Origin of the sequence: Streptococcus sp. NM (assembly GCF_003390135.1) — a bacterium.
Taxonomy (GTDB): Bacteria; Bacillota; Bacilli; order Lactobacillales; family Streptococcaceae; genus Streptococcus.
In genome coordinates, this window is sequence record NZ_QUOS01000003.1 from 110,250 (window position 1) to 130,944 (window position 20,695).

Annotated in this window: 16 protein-coding genes; 6 read left to right on the forward strand and 10 right to left on the reverse strand. The window is 41.3% G+C overall.

All coding sequences use genetic code 11. The features are described 5' to 3' along the window. The 3 genes from folP to DXN33_RS06335 form a co-directional block, all read right to left on the reverse strand. On the reverse strand, positions 1-981 hold the full coding sequence (gene folP, locus DXN33_RS06325) for a dihydropteroate synthase (RefSeq protein ID WP_181897298.1): 981 nt from the start codon (positions 979-981) through the stop codon (positions 1-3). A gap of 93 nt (positions 982-1,074) precedes the next feature. After that, positions 1,075-1,782: a CPBP family intramembrane glutamic endopeptidase gene (locus tag DXN33_RS06330; protein ID WP_023947032.1), complete on the reverse strand. Its 708-nt coding sequence runs from the start codon at positions 1,780-1,782 to the stop codon at positions 1,075-1,077. A gap of 52 nt (positions 1,783-1,834) precedes the next feature. Then, the gene (locus DXN33_RS06335) at positions 1,835-3,253 is read right to left on the reverse strand and encodes an NCS2 family permease (protein WP_033683017.1); all 1,419 of its coding nucleotides are present in this window, start codon (positions 3,251-3,253) and stop codon (positions 1,835-1,837) included. A 189-nt stretch (positions 3,254-3,442) separates the two neighbouring features. Here DXN33_RS06335 and DXN33_RS06340 point away from each other — a divergent pair, with 189 nt between their 5' ends. The 5 genes from DXN33_RS06340 to DXN33_RS06360 all read left to right on the forward strand — a co-directional run bounded on the left by DXN33_RS06340 (position 3,443) and on the right by DXN33_RS06360 (position 8,497). After that, entirely contained in the window at positions 3,443-4,255 is an 813-nt protein-coding gene (locus DXN33_RS06340; RefSeq protein ID WP_115904648.1) for a Cof-type HAD-IIB family hydrolase, read from the forward strand. Between the two features lie 224 nt (positions 4,256-4,479). Continuing rightward, complete coding sequence (gene adhP / locus DXN33_RS06345; RefSeq protein WP_115904649.1) at positions 4,480-5,499, forward strand: alcohol dehydrogenase AdhP; 1,020 nt, start codon at positions 4,480-4,482, stop codon at positions 5,497-5,499. A gap of 244 nt (positions 5,500-5,743) precedes the next feature. Then, a complete protein-coding gene (locus DXN33_RS06350) occupies positions 5,744-6,733 on the forward strand; it encodes a PTS sugar transporter subunit IIB (RefSeq protein WP_004258131.1) in 990 nt (329 codons plus the stop codon). Positions 6,734-6,758: 25 nt separating this feature from the next. After that, a complete protein-coding gene (locus DXN33_RS06355; protein WP_000022716.1) occupies positions 6,759-7,562 on the forward strand; it encodes a PTS mannose/fructose/sorbose transporter subunit IIC in 804 nt (267 codons plus the stop codon). Positions 7,563-7,585: 23 nt separating this feature from the next. Then, complete coding sequence (locus tag DXN33_RS06360) at positions 7,586-8,497, forward strand: PTS system mannose/fructose/sorbose family transporter subunit IID (protein WP_000136864.1); 912 nt, start codon at positions 7,586-7,588, stop codon at positions 8,495-8,497. A gap of 55 nt (positions 8,498-8,552) precedes the next feature. Here the strand turns inward: DXN33_RS06360 and pepC are convergent, their stop codons facing one another. The 5 genes from pepC to DXN33_RS06395 all read right to left on the reverse strand — a co-directional run bounded on the left by pepC (position 8,553) and on the right by DXN33_RS06395 (position 12,644). Next, positions 8,553-9,887: an aminopeptidase C gene (gene pepC, locus DXN33_RS06365; RefSeq protein ID WP_049492743.1), complete on the reverse strand. Its 1,335-nt coding sequence runs from the start codon at positions 9,885-9,887 to the stop codon at positions 8,553-8,555. A 111-nt stretch (positions 9,888-9,998) separates the two neighbouring features. Next, positions 9,999-10,721, reverse strand: coding sequence for a pseudouridine synthase (locus tag DXN33_RS06375; RefSeq protein ID WP_115904650.1), 723 nt, complete (start codon positions 10,719-10,721; stop codon positions 9,999-10,001). A gap of 268 nt (positions 10,722-10,989) precedes the next feature. Then, positions 10,990-11,220, reverse strand: a complete 231-nt coding sequence (locus DXN33_RS06385; RefSeq protein WP_000901572.1) for a GlsB/YeaQ/YmgE family stress response membrane protein — start codon at positions 11,218-11,220, stop codon at positions 10,990-10,992. 9 nt (positions 11,221-11,229) lie between these two features. Then, the gene (locus tag DXN33_RS06390; RefSeq protein WP_115904651.1) at positions 11,230-12,471 is read right to left on the reverse strand and encodes an aminopeptidase; all 1,242 of its coding nucleotides are present in this window, start codon (positions 12,469-12,471) and stop codon (positions 11,230-11,232) included. A 20-nt stretch (positions 12,472-12,491) separates the two neighbouring features. After that, the gene (locus tag DXN33_RS06395) at positions 12,492-12,644 is read right to left on the reverse strand and encodes a hypothetical protein (protein WP_049499548.1); all 153 of its coding nucleotides are present in this window, start codon (positions 12,642-12,644) and stop codon (positions 12,492-12,494) included. A gap of 181 nt (positions 12,645-12,825) precedes the next feature. On the opposite strand from DXN33_RS06395, the gene DXN33_RS06400 reads away from it, so the two are divergent. Beyond that, positions 12,826-14,613: an NACHT domain-containing NTPase gene (locus DXN33_RS06400; RefSeq protein ID WP_225742282.1), complete on the forward strand. Its 1,788-nt coding sequence runs from the start codon at positions 12,826-12,828 to the stop codon at positions 14,611-14,613. A 111-nt stretch (positions 14,614-14,724) separates the two neighbouring features. On the opposite strand, the gene DXN33_RS06405 is transcribed toward DXN33_RS06400, so the two are convergent. Together DXN33_RS06405 and nagA are read right to left on the reverse strand one after the other, a co-directional pair. Next, the gene (locus tag DXN33_RS06405; protein WP_115904653.1) at positions 14,725-19,116 is read right to left on the reverse strand and encodes a PolC-type DNA polymerase III; all 4,392 of its coding nucleotides are present in this window, start codon (positions 19,114-19,116) and stop codon (positions 14,725-14,727) included. Positions 19,117-19,446: 330 nt separating this feature from the next. Then, on the reverse strand, positions 19,447-20,598 hold the full coding sequence (nagA, locus tag DXN33_RS06410) for an N-acetylglucosamine-6-phosphate deacetylase (RefSeq protein WP_042749962.1): 1,152 nt from the start codon (positions 20,596-20,598) through the stop codon (positions 19,447-19,449). Positions 20,599-20,695 lie beyond the last annotated feature (97 nt).

Genomic DNA, 20,695 nt, shown 5'->3' on the forward strand with positions numbered 1-20,695 from the left:
TTATTTATATTGTTTTAAATCTAAATCTTCCGCTTCATCAGCCAGACGAATAGCGGAGGCAATTTCAACCGCCATCTTGTGACTAGCTACATCATGCACGCGCACCACTTCCACACCCTGTCTCGCAGCGATACTGGTTACATGAGCCGAAGCCGTGTCCCTATTGCGGAAACCAAGTTCTGTCTCAGGATTGACTTCAAAACCATTTTCTTCAAGAATATTGATGACAAACCGCTTGCGCGACACTCCGAGAAAGATTGGATATCCTTTCTGATGTAGTTTATCCAGATCCCGTAAAAGAAGCAGATTTTCTTTCTTGGTCAGACCAAAGCCAATTCCTGGATCCAACAGGATATTTTCTTGTGCAATTCCAGCTTGATTTGCTCTCGCTAGTGCTCGTACAAAGAAAGTCTCCATCAACTCTTCGATTGGCAATTTTTCGAAGTCAGCTAGCTCTTCCTCTGTAAAAGCTTGATTAAATCCAAAATGAGGGAATATGAGCGAGCTAGGATGCTGAGGTCGAGCCATGACTGGGTTAAACATAATGACCACTTTCGCTCTCGCTTCAGCTACCACATGGGCCATTTTTTCATCACCCATGAGACCAGTGATATCATTAACTAGATTAGCACCAGCAGCCAATGCAGCTTCTGCTACCTGACTCTTCCAAGTATCAATAGAGATGAGGACATCACTTTCCTTGCGAATCGCTTTAATCACTGGAACAACACGCTGGATTTCCTCTTCTATCTCAACATAGCTACTTCCCGGCCGAGGCCGAGTTGATTCTCCGCCGATATCGAGCATACTGGCTCCTTCTGCTATCAATTTACGAGCCTGCTGGAGTGCTTGCTCAGGAGCAAAAAATTGACCACCATCCGAAAAGGAATCTGGGGTTACATTGATAATTCCGCAAATAACTGTCTTTGCATGATTTGCTTTAGTTGACATATCGGTCACTCCCTCAAGGCTTTTCACAATATTATTTCTCTATTTTACCATAAAAAGAAAAAGATGGACACAATTACATTCATCTTTCTCCCAGTAGAAACAAGTAAGCAATTGTCAAAAATCTTAAACAGAAATCCCTAATGTCCGACTCATGATCACCACAAGAGCCAACAAACAGAAAGCAACCCCATTCACAATCATGTGAAGTAAGATAGACATTTCCAAACGTTGGGTCTTGTAAGCCGTCCAAGACAGAACGATCGACATACCTCCATAAATCAATAAAGAAGGTAAATTACTTGGTTGATGCAATAAAGCAAACACAATCGTACCGACTACAAATCCCAAGTTCTCTTTTCCTCGGAAAATCTTTTTAGGAATAATCCCACGGCACAAGATTTCCTCACAAATCGGAGCAAGCAAGGCCAGTAAGAAGAAACTGGAAATCAGAGAACTATTCTGAACCATATCGTTAATCTGAGACTGGTTACTTGTTGTCGTCTCATTTGACAGTTGTAACAAGATAGAACCAAGTATATTTGACCCGATAATAACTAAATAACTCAAGCCCAAACGTGCCAAATCCTTCGCTCTAAAAAAAGAAAAATTAAAACTTGCTAATTGCGTTTTACGAGCTCCAAAAATAAATAGTGCCAAAACTACAATCGAAATACCAGCAACTATCAGTCCTGACTGCAACAGTGGTACTGCATTTAAAGTTAAAATAGCAGTAACCCCTATAGGAATCTGATATAAAATTGTCGCCAGCAAAAAGATTAACAGCCAACCTGCACGATTCAATAATTCTTTCCACATATTTTTCTCTTTCATCACCCATCTCCTTTGTATTCAAAAAGGGGGAAAATCCCCCTGGGTTATCCTATTATAAGGCCATACTGATGTAGTTAAGGATAAACAAGGCATCCAAAATCCAAATCATGACATGAACATCTTTAGCTTGACCTTTAACAAGCTTAGTCAAAGTGTAAGTCAAGAAACCAACTGCAATCCCTTGAGTGATAGAGTAGCTGAATCCCATAAAGATAGATGTGAAGAAAGCAGGAACCGCTTCAGACATATCATCCCAATGGATATTTTTCAAGCTAGCCAACATCATAATCCCAACGATAATCAAGATTGGAGCTGTAGCGGCTGTTGGTACAATCGCTAGAAGTGGGCTAAAGAAGCTTGAGATCGCAAAACAGATTGCCACGACCAAGGCTGTCAAACCAGTACGTCCACCTGCACCGATACCAGCAGCAGACTCGACATAAGTCGTTACGTTCGAAGTACCAGCGATGGCACCAATTGAAGTACCAATCAAGTCAGAGTAAAGAGCCTTATCCAACTTAGCTGATTGGTGGTTTTCACCATTTGTCGCTACGATACCAACTTTTTCACCTGTACCGATCAAGGTACCAATTGTATCAAAAATATCTGTCAATGAGAAGGCAAGAATAGCCATCAGAGTTTCAGGCAAGCGAGCTGTATCTGAAATCAAAGCTCCCAAACCTTCTGAACCAAGAGCTGCACCAAAAACTGTCTTCAAGTCTTCAAAGGCTGCACCAACATGGTTATTAGCAAAATCGATACTAGACAAATCTACCAAACCAACTGCGATAGCAAGAACAGTTGTTGTCAAGATAGAGAGGATAATTCCCCCTTTAATTCCTTTGATAACAAAGAAGATTGTAATGGCCAGTCCTGCAAGTGCCACCAAAACAGCTGGGTTATTAAAGTCAACCAATCCTGGAACTGCTGAAGAGTTTGCTGCAATCGTTGCTTTAGCTTTGTCAGCCCCTTCTCCTACAACAGTATAGTTACCTGGATCAATCGTAAATTTCAAAAATCCAGCATTCTTAATTCCTACGTAGGCAAGGAAGACACCGATACCAGCTGAAATAGCTGAGCGAAGAGCATTTGGAATCGATTCAATGATCATTTTACGAACATTTGTCAAGGTAATAATCAATGAGATAATCCCACAGATGAAGACCATAGCCAAGGCTTCTTGCCAAGAATAACCGAGTCCAAATACGACTGTAAATGTAAAGAAGGCGTTAAGACCCATACCTGGCGCTTGGGCATAAGGTAAGTTAGCATAGAAGGCCATCATCAAGGTACCCGCTACTGCACCAATGATCGTCGCTAGGAAGACACCTTGAGCAGGCATTCCTGTTTGCGAAAGAATTTGTGGGTTTACAAAGAGAATATAACTCATTGCAAAGAAGGTTGTTAAACCAGCGAGAACCTCTGTACGAACGTCTGTACCGTTCTCTTTTAGTTTAAATAATTTGTCCATTATTAATCTCCTTTTAATTTTTACGAACAATAATAGAATTATATCATTTATCATTCACTTTTTCAATATCTTTGTTTGATTTATTTAAGAAATTAATCCAATTTCATTTTTTGTTTGGAATCTGCTTTTCCGCCTGCTTTTTGTTATAATAGTAGACATCTTATCTGAAAAGACACTAGAAAGGTCCCTATGACGAAAAAAATTATTGCAGTTGACCTGGATGGAACCCTTCTCAACTCGGACAGTCAGATTTCTGACTTTACCAAAGAAACTATTAAAAAAGTTGCTGAAAAAGGCCATCAGGTTATTATTACGACAGGTCGCCCTTACCGTATGTCAAAAGATTTCTACTGTGAATTAGGCTTAGACACTCCTATGATTAATTTTAACGGCTCTCTCACTCATTTGCCAGACAAAATTTGGGACTTTGAAAAGTGTTTGACTGTAGACAAAAAATATCTGCTAGACATGGTTCGACGTTCAGAGGACATTCAAGCCGATTTTATCGCTGGAGAATACCGTAAAAAATTCTACATTACAAATCCTAATGAAGAAATTGCCAATCCCAAACTATTTGGCGTAGAAGCTTTCCAGCCTGAAGATCAATTTCAGCCTGAGTTGGTAACCAAGGATCCTAACTGCATTCTGTTGCAGACTAGAGCCAGTGACAAATATGCCTTGGCAAAAGAAATGAACGCCTTCTACCAGCATCAACTGTCTATCAATACCTGGGGAGGTCCGCTCAATATCCTTGAGTGTACACCCAAAGGAGTCAATAAGGCCTTTGCTTTGGACTACTTGCTCAAGGTAATGAACCGCGACAAAAAGGATTTGATTGCCTTTGGAGATGAACACAATGATACCGAAATGCTAGCTTTTGCTGGGAAAGGTTATGCAATGAAAAATGCCAACCCAGAGCTACTCCCCTATGCAGATGAGCAAATTTCCTTGACAAATGACCAAGACGGGGTTGCCAAAACCCTGCAAGATTTATTCTTATAGTCCATTCTGACCAGCTTGCAAGCTGGTCTTTGTGCTCTTTTCACAGTCTCATCAACCAGTTAATCGATTGTTCTATTTTTCGCCTCCAAAACCTTGGAAAAGGCTTTCTTTTGTGATATAATTCACATATAAATACAAGAGAGCTCGTCATACTCGACTCTGTTGACACAAAATCAATCCAGTCCCGTTGTCCCTGTTCTCGGCCAATATCAAGGAGGATAGCTATGAAAGCTGTTGTTGTAAATCCAGAAAGCACTGGTGTTGCTGTTGAAGAAAAAGTACTCCGTCCACTTGAAACTGGGGAAGCACTTGTAGAAATTGAATACTGCGGTGTTTGCCACACTGACCTCCACGTTGCCCATGGTGACTTTGGTCAGGTACCAGGACGTGTTCTAGGTCACGAAGGTGTTGGTATCGTTAAAGAAATTGCACCAGATGTGAAAAACCTTAAAGTCGGCGACCGCGTCAGCGTTGCTTGGTTCTTTGAAGGATGTGGTACTTGCGAATACTGTACAACTGGTCGCGAAACCCTTTGCCGTACAGTAAAAAATGCTGGCTACTCAGTAGATGGTGGTATGGCTGAACAATGTATTGTAACTGCAGACTATGCTGTCAAAGTTCCTGACGGACTTGATCCAGCCCAAGCTTCTTCTATCACATGTGCTGGTGTAACAACCTATAAAGCTATAAAAGAAGCCAAAGTTGAACCAGGTCAATGGGTTGTCCTTTACGGTGCTGGTGGACTTGGTAACCTAGCTGTTCAATATGCTAAAAAAGTATTCAATGCTCATGTCATCGCAGTTGATATCAACAATGACAAACTTGCCCTTGCAAAAGAAGTAGGTGCTGACATTGTTATTAACGGACTCGAAGTTGAAGATGTACCTGGATTCATCAAGGAAAAAACTGATGGTGGAGCTCATTCAGCTGTCGTAACTGCTGTGTCTAAAGTTGCCTTCAACCAGGCTGTTGACTCAGTTCGTGCTGGTGGTCGCGTAGTCGCTGTTGGTCTTCCTTCTGAAATGATGGAACTCAGCATCGTCAAAACCGTTCTAGATGGAATCCAAGTCATCGGTTCTCTTGTTGGAACTCGTAAAGACTTGGAAGAAGCCTTCCAATTCGGTGCAGAAGGTTTAGTAGTTCCAGTTGTTCAAAAACGTCCAGTAGAAGATGCTGTAGCCATTTTCGACGAAATGGAAAAAGGTCAAATCCAAGGACGTATGGTACTCGACTTCACCCACTAATCTAATAAAAACCTATTTTAAAAGTTGGAATGCGCTTCCAACTTTTTTATATTAAATTTTAATATCAAAAATTACTATGTCTTCTTGAAACCTTATTATATCAATATCATTAAATACACTATTTAAATGTTTTCTTGAATATTTTATATCAAATAGTTGCTTTTTATATGAAAACGGTTTATACTTATCTAGTCTTAAAGTTTTCTTAAACGAAAACTAAAACAAAAAAGGAGGAATGACAATAATGAGTATCGGAATCATTATTGCGAGCCACGGCGAATTTGCTGCGGGTATTCATCAGTCAGGATCTATGATCTTTGGTGAACAAGAAAAGGTTCAAGTTGTAACCTTTATGCCAAATGAAGGTCCTGATGATCTATACGCTAAGTTTAATAACGCTGTTGCTGCATTTGACGCAGAAGATGAGGTTCTAGTTTTGGCTGACCTTTGGAGTGGATCTCCATTTAACCAAGCTAGCCGCGTGATGGGAGAAAATCCTGAGCGTAAGTTTGCCATCATCACAGGACTTAACTTACCGATGTTAATTCAAGCCTACACAGAGCGCCTCATGGACGCTGCTGCAGGTGTAGAAAAAGTCGCTGCTAATATCATTAAAGAAGCCAAAGATGGCATCAAAGCTCTTCCAGAAGAGCTAAACCCAGTTGAGGAAGTAGCAAGCGCTGCAGCTGCTCCAGTTGCCCAAGCTGCTATTCCAGAAGGAACTGTCATCGGAGACGGTAAACTCAAAATCAACCTTGCCCGTCTAGACACTCGTTTACTTCACGGTCAAGTTGCAACTGCTTGGACTCCAGATTCAAAAGCAGATCGTATCATCGTTGCTTCAGATAACGTAGCTAAAGACGAATTACGTAAAGAATTGATTAAACAAGCAGCTCCAGGTAAAGTGAAAGCAAATGTTGTTCCTATCCAAAAACTAATCGACGTTGCAAAAGATCCTCGCTTCGGAGGAACACATGCCCTTATCTTGTTTGAAACACCTCAAGATGCCCTTCGTGCTATCGAAGGTGGCGTGCCAATCAAAACTCTTAATGTTGGATCAATGGCTCACTCAACTGGTAAAACAATGGTTAACAACGTTTTGTCTATGGATAAAGAAGACGTTGCTACATTTGAAAAAATGCGTGACCTTGGTGTTGAATTTGATGTACGTAAAGTACCAAACGACACGAAAAAAGATTTGTTTGACTTGATCAACAAAGCGAACGTGCAATAATCGATTTTATGAAAGGATTTTAAAGATGTCTATTATTTCTATGGTTTTAGTAGTCGTTGTAGCCTTCCTAGCAGGTCTTGAAGGTATCCTCGACCAGTTCCAATTCCATCAACCAATCGTAGCTTGTACCCTTATCGGTCTTGTTACTGGTAACCTTGAAGCAGGGATTATCCTTGGTGGTTCTCTTCAAATGATCGCCCTTGGTTGGGCTAACATCGGAGCTGCCGTAGCTCCTGACGCTGCTCTTGCTTCTGTTGCTGCTGCCATTATCATGGTTCTTGGTGGCGACTTTACTAAGACAGGTATCGGTGTTGCCCAAGCGGTTGCTATCCCTCTTGCAGTTGCTGGTCTATTCTTGACTATGATTGTCCGTACACTCTCTGTCGGATTGGTTCACACTGCTGATGCTTCTGCTAAAAAAGGTGACTTCAAAGCAGTTGAACGTGCTCACTTTGTCGCACTTCTTCTTCAAGGTCTTCGTATTGCAGTCCCTGCAGCACTCCTTCTAATGGTACCAACTGAAACAGTACAAAGCATTCTAAATGCTATGCCTGATTGGCTTAAAGATGGTATGGCTATCGGTGGTGGTATGGTTGTTGCCGTTGGTTACGCTATGGTTATCAACATGATGGCAACTCGTGAAGTATGGCCATTCTTCGCTATCGGTTTCGTGCTTGCTGCCGTGTCAGATATTACTCTAATCGGATTTGGTGCTATCGGTGTTGCTATCGCTCTTATCTACCTTCACCTTTCTAAAACTGGTGGAAACGGTGGCGGTGGAGCCGCAACTTCTAACGACCCAATCGGCGATATCCTAGAAGACTACTAAGATAAGAAAGGACTGAAAACATCATGACTGAAAAACTTCAATTAACTAAATCAGATCGTAAAAAAGTTTGGTGGCGTTCAACTTTCTTACAAGGTTCTTGGAACTATGAACGTATGCAAAACTTGGGTTGGGCTTACTCATTAATTCCAGCTCTTAAAAAACTCTACACTAAAAAAGAAGATCAAATCGCTGCTCTTGAACGCCATCTTGAGTTCTTCAACACTCACCCATACGTAGCCGCTCCAATCATGGGGGTTACTCTTGCACTTGAAGAAGAACGTGCTAACGGTGTTGAAATTGATGACGCTGCTATCCAAGGGGTTAAAATCGGTATGATGGGACCTCTTGCTGGTATCGGTGACCCAGTATTCTGGTTTACAGTACGCCCAATCCTTGGATCACTCGGTGCTTCACTTGCCCTTACTGGTAATATCTTAGGTCCAATCCTCTTCTTCGTTCTTTGGAACTTGATTCGTATGTCATTCTTGTGGTATACACAAGAGATTGGATACAAGGCTGGATCAGAAATCACTAAAGATATGTCTGGCGGTATCCTTCAAGACATCACTAAAGGAGCTTCTATCCTTGGTATGTTCATTCTTGCTGTCCTTGTTCAACGTTGGGTAAATATTAAATTTGCTTTCGATGTTGCCAAAGTTCAACTAGATGAGAAGGCTTATATCCATTGGGATAAATTGCCAGAAGGATCTAAAGGTATTCAAGAAGCATTCGCACAAGTAGGACAAGGATTGTCTCAAACACCTGAAAAAGTTACTACTTTCCAACAAAACTTGGATATGTTGATCCCTGGACTATCAGGACTACTCCTTACTCTCCTTTGCATGTACTTGCTTAAGAAAAAAGTATCTCCAATCACTATTATCCTTGCACTCTTCGCAGTGGGTATTGTGGCACATGTTCTTCACATCATGTAATCAAGCAACTTAAAAGGAATCAGGTTCTAAAATCTGATTCCTTTTTTCTATACTTTTATTCGGCCAAGGCACCCATTGGATCCCATGGTGCAAGGACGATTGGTTCTGCTTCATAGGCAGCTAGTTCTTCTGCTGTTAGTAATTCCTTACGAACAACAATTTGATAAGTGTATTCGTCCATCCAAGCATCTGAAGCAACAAAGTAACCATCTGTACCAACCTTGTCTCCCCATGAGTTTTCAACCTTCCACTTGGTTGACTTGCCATTTTCATCCAAATCCACACCTGTCAAGACCATGGCGTGGGTCATCAAGCTCTCACTGTAATCCAAACGTCCAGCCTTGTCTTGAGTGAGTTTAATGTCCATGCTTGATTCAAAGTCATAAACATCTGTCGCAAGGATCCCAGCTTTACGATTGCTGAGTTGACCGACATCTGATCCAAACCAAACAGTCTCACCTGCTTGCATTTGGGCAATCGCTAATTCTTTCAAGCGTTCCATCGGTACATTGATGTAACGAACCGCACGGCTACCAACCACATTCCCCAACATCTCAACTGTGTAAGATTTGCCGTAAGGCTTGTCAGCAGTTGGGGCATTGATAACAGAAACATAGTCCTCTAGAGGAAGATTGACATATTTCTTGTAAAACTCTTGTGGTGTAATGCCCTTTTCGCTTTGGTAGTTGTTATCCTTATCGCGATAAGCAAAGTCAAATTTACGTGGTGGAAGGCCTAGGGACATAGCAAGAAAATTAAAGATTTCTTGCAAGAGGTCTTCTTTCTTAGCTTGAACAGTCGCTTGGTCTGCACCAGAAGCGAGCAAGTCACGCAAGATTTGAGCATCTTGACGAAGCAATTTGTTGAGAATGGCATTTAGCTCACGACTACTGCTAGATGAAACAGATTCAGGGTAAACCGACTTAGGAACGACACCGTATTTCTCAAAGAGAGACACCACCATATCCCACTGACCTCCGTCTTGTTGTGGTGTTTGGAGTAGGAATTTAACCTTACGGCTGGTCAAGTCTTGGTCTGCAGTCGCAATGACTTGCTCCAAGAACCAGTTTGATTTCTCATACTTGTCCCAGAAGAAGGTGTGGGCCTGTGATAACTCAAAATTTTCCAATTTATATTGTGAAATGAGTTTGTGGCGGAAGGTGTTAAGAGCTGCAAACATCCAGCAACGACCAGACGCTTTCTGGTTGGTTACCTTGTCCTTAGTCAAATCCAATGAGAAAACAGGTGTATTGTCTACATGGCTTTGGCGACGTTCTAGGGCTGCAAAAATTCCATTGTGGCTGGCTGCATTTTCAATCGCTTGGTATTTGACATTTGCTTCATAATTGGCAAATAATTTATCAGTAAATGATTCTTGAATCGCGTTCATAGATTCCTCCTTTTATTCTACAGTCTATTATAACTCTTTTCACAAAGGAAGCAACTGAAAAACATAAAAGGCAAGGACATTGTCCCTCACCTTTTTCGAAAATAAACCAAACTAAGCAATACTTGCAAGGAGAACCTCTAATTCTTCCTTGGTCAAGCGACGCCATTCTCCTCGCTGCAAGTTCTCATCCAATACTAGAGTTCCCATAGTCAAACGTTGCAAGTCTATTACTTCCTTGCCACAGTAGGCCACCATACGCTTGACCTGATGAAACTTCCCTTCTGCAATGGTCACACGGATTTGGCTTTGATTCTTTTCTGTATCTATGGACACAAGCTCCAGTCTAGCGGGTTGACAGGTAAAGTCTTTGAGAGGAATACCCTCAGCAAATATCTCCACATCTTCTTGGGCCATAATTCCCTTGACCTGAGCCAGATAGGTCTTATCCACATGACGCTTTGGCGAAAGAAGAGCATGAGCCAGCTGACCATCATTGGTCAGGAGCAAGAGTCCATGCGTATCGATATCCAAGCGTCCTACTGGGAAAACTTCCTTGCTCCGAGCAATATCATCCAGCAAGTCCAGAACGGTTCTGTGCTTAGGATCCTCAGTCGCTGAAATAACCCCTTGGGGCTTGTTCATCATGTAGTAGACAAACTCTTCATACTCCAGCACTTGCCCATCAAAGCGAATCTCATCTCCTTCTTCATCAATCTGCAATTTAGCTGATTTTTCTTTTTTACCATTTACCGTCACGCGCCCAGCCTTGAGCAAGTTTTTGACCTCAGTCCGACTTCCCACAGCGCAGGCAACTAAAAATTTATCTAATCTCATAGAACTATTATATCATACTCAAAAGGAGGCTGGTACAATGACCAACCTCCTTTTCGTTTCATACTCTTCAAAAATCTCTTCAAACCGCGTCAACGTCGCCTTGCCGTATATATGTCACGGACTTCGTCAGTTCTATCTACAACCTCAAAACAGTGTTTTGAGCTGACTTCGTCAGTTCTATCTGCAACCTCAAAACAGTGCTTTGAGCAACCTGCGGCTAGTTTCCTAGTTTGCTCTTTGATTTTCATTGAGTATCAGATTTAAGAAATTAACTTCCTCGTCTCCAGAAAATCGCTAAGACAATCATGGAACCTAGTACTGCCGGAATAATGGCAGTTCCTGCTATTATCGGTCCCCAAGTCCCAAAAAGTAAGTGGCCTATAAAGGCACCAATCCAGCCTAGAAACATTTTTCCAAAACATCCCATGCGTTCTCCACGATTGGTCAGAGTACCTGCTAAAAATCCCACTAGGAGACCAACGAACATACTTCCTAACATATTATCTCCTTAATTTGCCCAATCTCCGTTACGGAAGAGTGGTACACGTGTCCCATCCTCACGGATACCATCGATATCCATTTGACTAGACCCAATCATAAAGTCCACGTGAACATCTGAACGGTTAAGCCCCGCAGCTTCAAGCTCCTCTTCGCTCATCTCCGCTCCACCAACAACACTAGTCGCATAGGCTGCACCGATAGCCAAGTGGTTTGAAGCATTCTCATCGAAAAGGGTGTTAAAGAAGGTAATGCCTGACTGAGAAATTGGGCTTGGATCTGGTACCAAGGCACATTCACCCAAGGCACGCGCACCCGCATTTTCAAAGACAAGGTCTTTCATGACCTGATCACCCTTCTCAGCTGAAATATCCACGATTTGTCCATCCTTGAAGGTTACTTTAATTCCTTCGATGATATTTCCATTATAGCTAAGCGGTTTTGTAGAGGTTACATAACCATCCGCGCGACGGAAATCAGGCGCTGTGAAGACTTCCTCTGTCGGCATATTTGGCAAGAATCCTTCGCCCTGTGCATTGATAGCACCAGCTGATTCCCAAACGTGGTTCTTCGGCAAACCAAGTGTCAAATCAGTCCCTGGCGCTGTGTAGTGAAGGGCTGAAAATTGCTCTTTATTGAGCATATCAGCTTTGCTCTTGAGGATAGCTGCATGCTCTTCCCAAGCCTTAACAGGATCTTCTTCGTAGACACGGCAAGTTTTGAAGATTTGGTCCCAAAGGAGATCGACTGCTTCTTCGTCACTCGCAGCATGTGGAAAGACTTTCTTAGCCCATTCAAGTCCAGCAGCGGCTGCTACCGTCCAGCTAACCTTGTTGGATTGAGTTGCGATGCGCATTGGCTTCATGGCAAGTCCCATAGCTTTAGCAGAAGCTGATAGCTTGTCAGCATCCACACCGTTCAAGGCACCTGGGTCAGAAGAACGAACCCCAAGACGGCTAGCTTTTTTCTCCAAAAGATAGTTCATCTCAGCAATCTTGTATTCAGGAACATTGTCCAGACGCTCCATTGGCGCATGGAGGAATTTCTCACGGTTAATGACATCATCTGTCCACTGAACGATCACCTCATGCGCACCCAAGGCATAAGCTTCTTTGACGATTAAGTGAGCCAACTCACGTTGCTCCACATCGATAGAGAGAGCCAAAGTGTGACCAGGTTGCACGTTGATTCCGTTCGCAACCAACAATTTCGCATATTTTTCTAGATTTTCTTTAAAATTTGGTAAAACCATATTGTTTCTCTTTTCTATTTTTATTTTTCTTTCAAGGCAGAAAACAATCCTGCTAAAGCAATGGCACCAGACAAAAGTGCTGTTGATAGAAGAATTGTCTGATCAGCAAGTTCTAATTGATACTCAAACACCTTCTCAGCTGGCCTATCTTCCGCAAAAATTCTTAGTTTCATGAAATATCCTCCCTTACTAGTATATCACATATATTGGTATTTTAAAAAACAAGCTTACTGAAGCTTGTTTTTAACTACCTATCCAAGAATTAAAAACGAAATATATAGCTATATTGACATAAAAAAGGCGAGGTGATATTCTATAGATATACACTAAAAAATCCACAGGAGCAAAAAGATAATGGACGAAAATTTTAATAATGAAATTGCAAAACAAGTTACTAGTGCTATTCTGGATAAATACCTTTCACCTATTATTTCCAAAACAACTGACAAATTTAAAACGCTCTACAATGAGGTAAAAATTGATCTAGAAATTCCATTCCAAGCGTATTTGACAAATTCTTATGAAAAATACAGTAAAGTCAAAACGATTATCTACGGAATCGAGCCCAAAAGACTGTATGATTTTTTTGAAGTTCCTTTTTTAGAAAAAGGCTCAGACATCATCAAGCCCACTACAACAAAAATACTAACTAATCTCTCAAAATTTTTAATCATTGAAGGTTCTGGTGGAATTGGTAAATCCACCCTCATGAAACACCTTTTTCTAAGTGAATTAGAATTAAAAGACTATATTCCTATTTTTATTGAATTAAAAGATTTCAACGACGAGGAGCATTTAGACCTTGAAAAATTACTGTTAAAAAAACTAAATCAATTTCACAATACATTTCAAGAAGAATATTTAGATTATGCACTTCAATCTGGATGCTTTTTATTCCTATTGGATGGCTATGATGAATTGTATAGCGAAAACCAAAAAGAATTTTTCAAGAAGTTAAATGATTTTTGTGACAAATATCCTGAAAACCATTATATCCTTTCTTCCAGACCTTATAGCGAATCCGAATTCATTGAATTTCAACGTTTCACAGTTTTAAAAGCTGTTCCTTTTACTAAGGAACAAGCTATAAGTCTTATTACTAAAATTGAATATCCAGATGAGGAACTAAAAGATAAATTTATACGTGATTTAGAGAGTGGTTTATATAATAGACATAAGTCCTTTGCTTCAAACCCTCTGTTGCTAAATATTATGCTCTCCACTTATAATGACTATGCAGAAATCCCGCAAAAATTACACCTATTCTACTATCAAGCCTTTGATACCATGTTCTCAAAGCACGATGCTACGAAAAGTTATCGACGAAAAATGTTATCAAATTTAAGTTCAGATACTTTTAAAGAGTGTTTTGCAATCTTCTGTTTTCTAACATATCAAAAAGCAAAAACAGAGTTTACCTTCCCAGAGATTGAAGACATTTTTAAAAAATTTCCTCCTCGAATTAAAAACGTTCTCAATATAGGCAATTTTATCCACGATTTAGAAAACTGCCTATGTGTACTATACAAGGAAGGAAACAGATACAAGTTTTCCCATCGTTCTTTTCAAGAATATTTTGTTGCTTATTTTCTAAATATACAAACGGATAGCAAAATGCAGGACTACAGCTTTCTTCTAATAGAATCAGGAAAATTTAGCACTAGTGCAGATTCAGTATTTTTTATGTTAGAGGATATGAATACCCTACGCTTCAATAGCAACATATTGATTCCATTATTAGATAAATTTGAAGAATCTAAATCTGATGAAGAAGACTTATTTGAATATTACATTCTCAATTTTCCCGTAAAAATTGAAATTTCTCCTAGCCCTAGAGACTCATCTCTTAGATTAGGATTCTACGAACCAACAGGTAAACTTCAGAGTTTTATTTATTATTTTTTCGACAATACTATTAATTATACATCCTACCGTACAATAGATAATAATCCCCTAATATCATTCTGCGAAGATAATCATTTAATAGAAAAGGTTATAGGACCAGAAGACCTCATTAAAAACAAAGAATTATTGGACTTATTTAAAAAATCTTGGGTCGGTCAACATACACTCTCTCTGACTCATTATAAGCAGAAGCTGATAGAAGACCTAAAAGAAGAGGATATAGTCTTAGAGGATTAGTAATCTAGCCGTTGTATATTTATGTTCACAATTAAAAAATAACAGGATTGTCCAATGTCCTGTTATTTTTTTAATTATCAAACATTGTAAAATTGGTGATAATCTACCTTCTTAAAACAAATCATCAAACAAACTCAACTGGTTATCCTCTGGCATATTGCCGAGAATGCCCATTTCATCCATCTTTTCAACCAAGGTTGAGGAAAGTCCGCCACGCTTGCGTAATTCTGTTTTAGAAAGAAATTCTCCCTCTTCACGCGCTCGTACCAACTGCTTGGCAACGTTCTCTCCCAGACCATCCATTGCTACAAATGGCGGGATGAGAGTATCCCCATCAATGAGGAATTCTGTCGCCTGACTACGATAGAGATCGAGTTTTCCAAACTTGAAACCACGCTCCCACATTTCATTAACAATCTCAAGAGTTGTATAGAGATCGATTTCCACATTAGAAGCTTCATTGTTCTTCCGTTTTTCAGCGATTTCTTCCATTCTTCGCTTAATAGCATCTAAGCCCGCACCCATGGTCTTGATATCAAAAGCCTTAGCACGGATGGAGAAGTAAGCACAGTAATAATAAATGGGATGGTGAACCTTGAAGTAGGCCACACGCAAGGCCATCATAACGTAGGCTGCCGCATGGGCTTTAGGGAACATATACTTGATTTTCCCACAGGACTCGATATACCACTCTGGAACCTTATTGGCCTTCATGGCTTCGATATAGCCATTTCGCTCCTCTTCGGAAATCTTCAGCCACAAACCCTTACGCACCCGTTCCATGATAGTAAAGGCCATCTTAGGCTCGAGCCCAGCATGCATGAGGTAAACCATGATATCGTCCCGACAACCAATAACGGTTGATAGGTCCGCAATCCCTTGCTTGATCAAATCCTGGGCATTGCCCAGCCAAACGTCGGTACCGTGGGACAAACCAGACAGCTGAAGCAACTCCGCAAAAGTCGTCGGATGGGTTTCATCGACCATGCCTCGGACAAAGTTGGTTCCAAACTCTGGAATCCCCAGCATGCCTGTCGGAGTTCCGATTTGTTCAGGAGTCACACCTAGCACATCAGTCCCAGAAAAGAGGGCCATTACACCTTCGTCATCCATAGGAATTTCATTAGGATCAATCCCAGACAAGTCCTGAAGTTTCCGAATCATGGTCGGATCATCATGTCCCAGTACATCAAGTTTGAGGACGTTCTCGTCGATATCATGGAAGTTAAAGTGAGTGGTCTGCCATTCAGCCGTCACGTCATCTGCTGGATACTGGACAGGCGTAAAGTCGTAAACATCCATATAGTTAGGAATAACAACAATTCCTCCCGGATGTTGTCCTGTCGTTCGTTTGACACCAGCAGCTCCCTGGGCTAGACGTTCCACTTCTGCATCACGATAAAACTTGCCATAATCTCGCTCGTAACCCTTGACAAATCCATAGGCAGTCTTGGCAGCCACCGTACCAACCGTTCCTGCACGGAAGGCATATTCCTCACCAAAGATATCACGCACATCCAAGTGGGCGCTAGGCTGGTCTTCTCCCGAGAAGTTCAAGTCAATATCAGGAACCTTATCCCCATCAAAACCAAGGAAGGTCTCGAAAGGAATATCCTGTCCGTTTTTGCTGAGTTTATGACCACAGTTTGGACAGTCCTTATTGGGCATATCAAAACCTGAACCGTAAGAACCATCGGTGATAAACTCACTGTACTGACACTGACCACAGACATAGTGAGGAGAGAGAGGATTGACCTCTGTAATACCAATCATGGTCGCAACAAAACTAGATCCTACAGACCCACGAGAACCCACCAAATAGCCCCGTTCATTGGAACGTTGCACCAGCATCTGCGATGCCAGATAAATCACAGCAAATCCATTCCCCAGAATAGAAGTTAATTCTTTTTCAATCCGCAAATCAACGATATCTGGCAGCGGATTTCCATAAATCTCAAATGCCTTCTTATAGGTCAACTCGGCAACTGTTTCTTCAGCCTTTTCGATGAAAGGCGTATACAAGTCCCCCTTAACAACCTCAACAGGTTCAAATATATCTGCCAAGGCATTGGGATTTTCAATAACTAGTTTGCGTGCCAGTTCCTCTCCCAAGAAGGCAAATTCATCCAACATCTCATTGGTTGTTCGAAAATGAGCCTTTGGCAAAGGAGCTGGTTGGGCATGTTCTCCATGACCGATAGTTCTGTTAATCATAGCCCCTTGGCCCAAACTACGGACGATAATTTCACGATAAATTTCTTCTTCCGGTTCGATATAGTGGACATTTCCCGTAGCCAGAACAGGCTTACCAAGACGGTCTCCAACCTCTATCAAACTCTTGATAATGGTCTGGAGTTCCTCCATATCCTTGACCTGCTCCTTAGCAATCAAGGGAGCATAGATAGCTGGTGGCATAACCTCGATAAAGTCATAATACTTGGCCACCTCAACCGCCGCATCCACACCTTGGGAAACGACTGCATCAAAAACTTCACCTTCAGAACAAGCTGAACCTAAAATCAAACCTTCCCGATGGGCATCTAGAACTGTTCTCGGAATCCGCGGCACTCCTTCAAAGTACTTAGTATTGGACAAAGAAACTAGCTTAAAGATATTTTTTAGACCTACCTGATTCTTGACATAAATAGTCGCATGCTTGATCCGAGCTTTTTTATAAGAATCTGGACTAATCAAATCAATGTTGAGCCTAGCTAGATCGGTCACACCATGTTTTTCTGCCACCTCTCTGATAAAGATAAAAAGCAGGCGACCTGTAGCTTCCGCATCGTAGTTAGCCATGTGGTGATGTTCCAAAGCCACACCAAAACGCTTGGTCAAAGGTCCCAAACCATGACGTTTATACTCAGGATAGAGATTTCTTGCGAATTCGAGCGTATCGATAACTGGCTGGCTAATTTTAGGCAGACCGTGACGCTCATAATTGGCATTCATAAAGCCAACGTCAAAGGTCGCATTGTGGGCAACTAAGACTGTATCCTTGCAAAATTCTTGGAATTCTTGCAAAACTTGTTCTAGTGGCTTGGCATTTTTGACATGGTCATCTGTAATTCCAGTCAACTCAGTAGTAAAAGCTGACAAGGGATGCCCAGGATTGATAAATTCATCAAATTCGGCAATAACATTCCCCTTGTACATCTTAGAGGCCGCAACCTGAATCAAGTCATTATAGATGGCTGATAGACCCGTCGTTTCCACGTCAAAGACCACGTAAGTAGCTTCTGATAAGTCCATCTCCACTTCGTTATAGACGATAGGGACACGGTCCTCCACGATATTGGCTTCCATCCCATAAATTAGCTGGATTCCTGCTTTCTTAGCCGCTTTATAGCCGTGTGGGAAGGATTGAACATTCCCGTGGTCAGTGATAGCAACTGCTTTGTGTCCCCACTTAGCAGCTGTCGCAACGATTTCTTCAACCTCTGGTAGAGCATCCATAGTCGACATGTTAGTATGAGCGTGAAACTCAACCCGACGCTCACCTTCTGGCATCAAATCCTTCCGCTCATAGTGAACAACTTCCTGCACATCCTGCACATTCATAGTCAAATCGCGCGTGAAGTTATTCATCTCCACATTCCCACGCACTCGGAGCCAAGAATTTTTCTTAATTAGATCAAACTTCTGGGCCTCTTCCTCATTCTTGACCCACTTTTGCATCGAAAAACTGGAAGTGTAGTCTGTCATTTTAAAGTTGATCAAAACACGCCCTGTTCTGGTCACTTTTTGCTCCACATCAAAAACAACCCCTTCAAAGACCAGACGATTTTCCTCCGTCGTCACTTCGATCATAGGAGTAATCTCCGCCTTATCCAGCTTGGGTTTAGCTGCAGCTTTTTTAGCTTGAAAATCAAAGGCTGGTTTCTCTTCTGCTGGAGGAGGTGCCATCTGTTCTAGTTGTTCCATAGCACGGAGCGCTTCCTCATTAGCAGCTTGAACAATCTGCTCATTTTCAGCATGAAAGGCCTCTTCCTGCTCCTGGGTCAGAACATCATTCTTCTCGATCTGACAATTAAAAGTTGGAAAGCCAAATTTTTCAAGTTGTTTAGCTAAATTAGGAAGATGATTTTTCTTAAAGTGTTCTTTATCAATCGACTCAGATCCTTCAATAAATAGCTGATTGCCCTCCGCACGAACTCGCAAATTCTGATAAAGGGACTTAAAACCTTGACTAGCACATGGCCCCTCAGAAAAAGCCTCTCTATAGTAGGACTGCAAGAGTTGATTTGAAAATTCTTGAGACAGAGTCTTGATTTCGAAAACAGCTTTATTGCCTGTCTTAGAAAATTCTTCGCTCAAACCTTTCTTTAATTCTAAAAAGATTTCAATCGGTAAAATATTAGAAAATACGAAATGAAACTCCCATACCTTACTAATTTTATGAACCACAACTCGCTCAATATCGGCCTGTGCTAAAGCAGGAGCCTGTCTCATTTCAGTAGATATCCCCAATTGATTCATCAAAATTTCAAAACTATTTGACATTCATTTTCCTCACATTATTCTCCTACTATTTTACCATACTTAGAGGTGTTTTCTAAAGACAAAAGGAAGCCACTTCAAGACAACAAAGAATTTTCTTATGTATATCCTTACTCCTCATTTAAGGATATTTACCTAGGAAATTAAAAAATCTTCCAAACAGTACTCCCTCCCCAAAAAAGTTAGATGAATAGTTTATCTAGAGAATTTAGTTCTGTTTTACACATAACGAAAACACCCCGAAAGTTAGGCGGAAAAAATCTAACTTTTGGGGTGCAGTTTATTCTTTATAAAACCTGAAAAGAAATCAGTCTTTAACTCCTGCTTTCTCTCTTATGCTTGATAACGTTTCACGCCATCTAGGTAGGTTGCTACCAATTCCAAATCTTTATCTAGTACGATAAAGTCTGCGTCGTAGCCTTCACGGATTTGACCACAGACATCATCAATGTGAACAGATTTTGCTGGGTTGAAGCTGGCCATCATAACTGCTTCGTGTGGAGAGGCAATATTCCAATCGACAACATTTTTCAAACCATCTTTGAGTTTGAGAATAGAACCTGCCAAGTTACCTGTCGATTTGAGGCGAGCAGTTCCATTTGCAACGACAACTGGGAATTCTCCCAACATGTAGTCACCGTCTTCCAATCCACCAGCTGTCATACAGTCTGTGATAAGGGCAATATTTTCAGTTCCTTTTTGTTTGATAAGAATTTCGCAGGCTTTTGGATCTACGTGGTGACCATCACAGATTAACTCTGCATAGGTATGTGGCAATTGATACATAGCTCCAACCATACCGAGTTCACGGTGAGTCAAGCCACGCATGCCATTGTAGGCATGTACCCAGACGCTCGCTCCAGCATCTACTGCCTTTTTAGCTTCGTCAAATGTTGCATCTGAGTGACCAAGAGCAACCGTCACGCCTTCGCCTGTAACCGTACGAACAAAGTCTTCTACACCTTCACGTTCTGGCGCAAGGGCAATTTTGTTTAGCAGGCCATTTGCTGCTTTTTGCCAAGCACGAAACTCATCCATACGAGGATCTTTCATGTAGGCAGGGTTTTGAGCGCCCTTGTATTTCTCTGTGAAATAAGGCCCTTCAAAATAAATCCCACGAATCTTGGCTCCACTTGCTTCCTGGTAACGAGCACCAATATTTTCTGTTACCGCAAGCAATTGCTCATAAGATGATGTCAAAGTGGTTGGCAAGAAGCTCGTTACCCCCATGCTGAGGAGTCCTTCACTCATGGTATGAAGGGTTCCTTCGATATTATTATCCATAACATCCACACCGCCAAATCCATGAATGTGGGTATCTACAAGTCCTGGAGCAATGCTATAACCTGTATAGTCAATAATCTCAGCTCCCTCAGGAATCTGCTCGACATGTTTTCCAAACTTGCCGTCCACAAGTTCCAAGTAACCACCACGACGCACTCCGTGTGGGTAGAAAAACTGATCCGCTTTAATATAGTTAGGCATAATGTTAACCTCCTTAAAAGATTGATTCCACAATTTATTATGTCAATTACATTATAAACCTTTCTTTTTTATTTGTAAATGGTATAGACCTATTTTC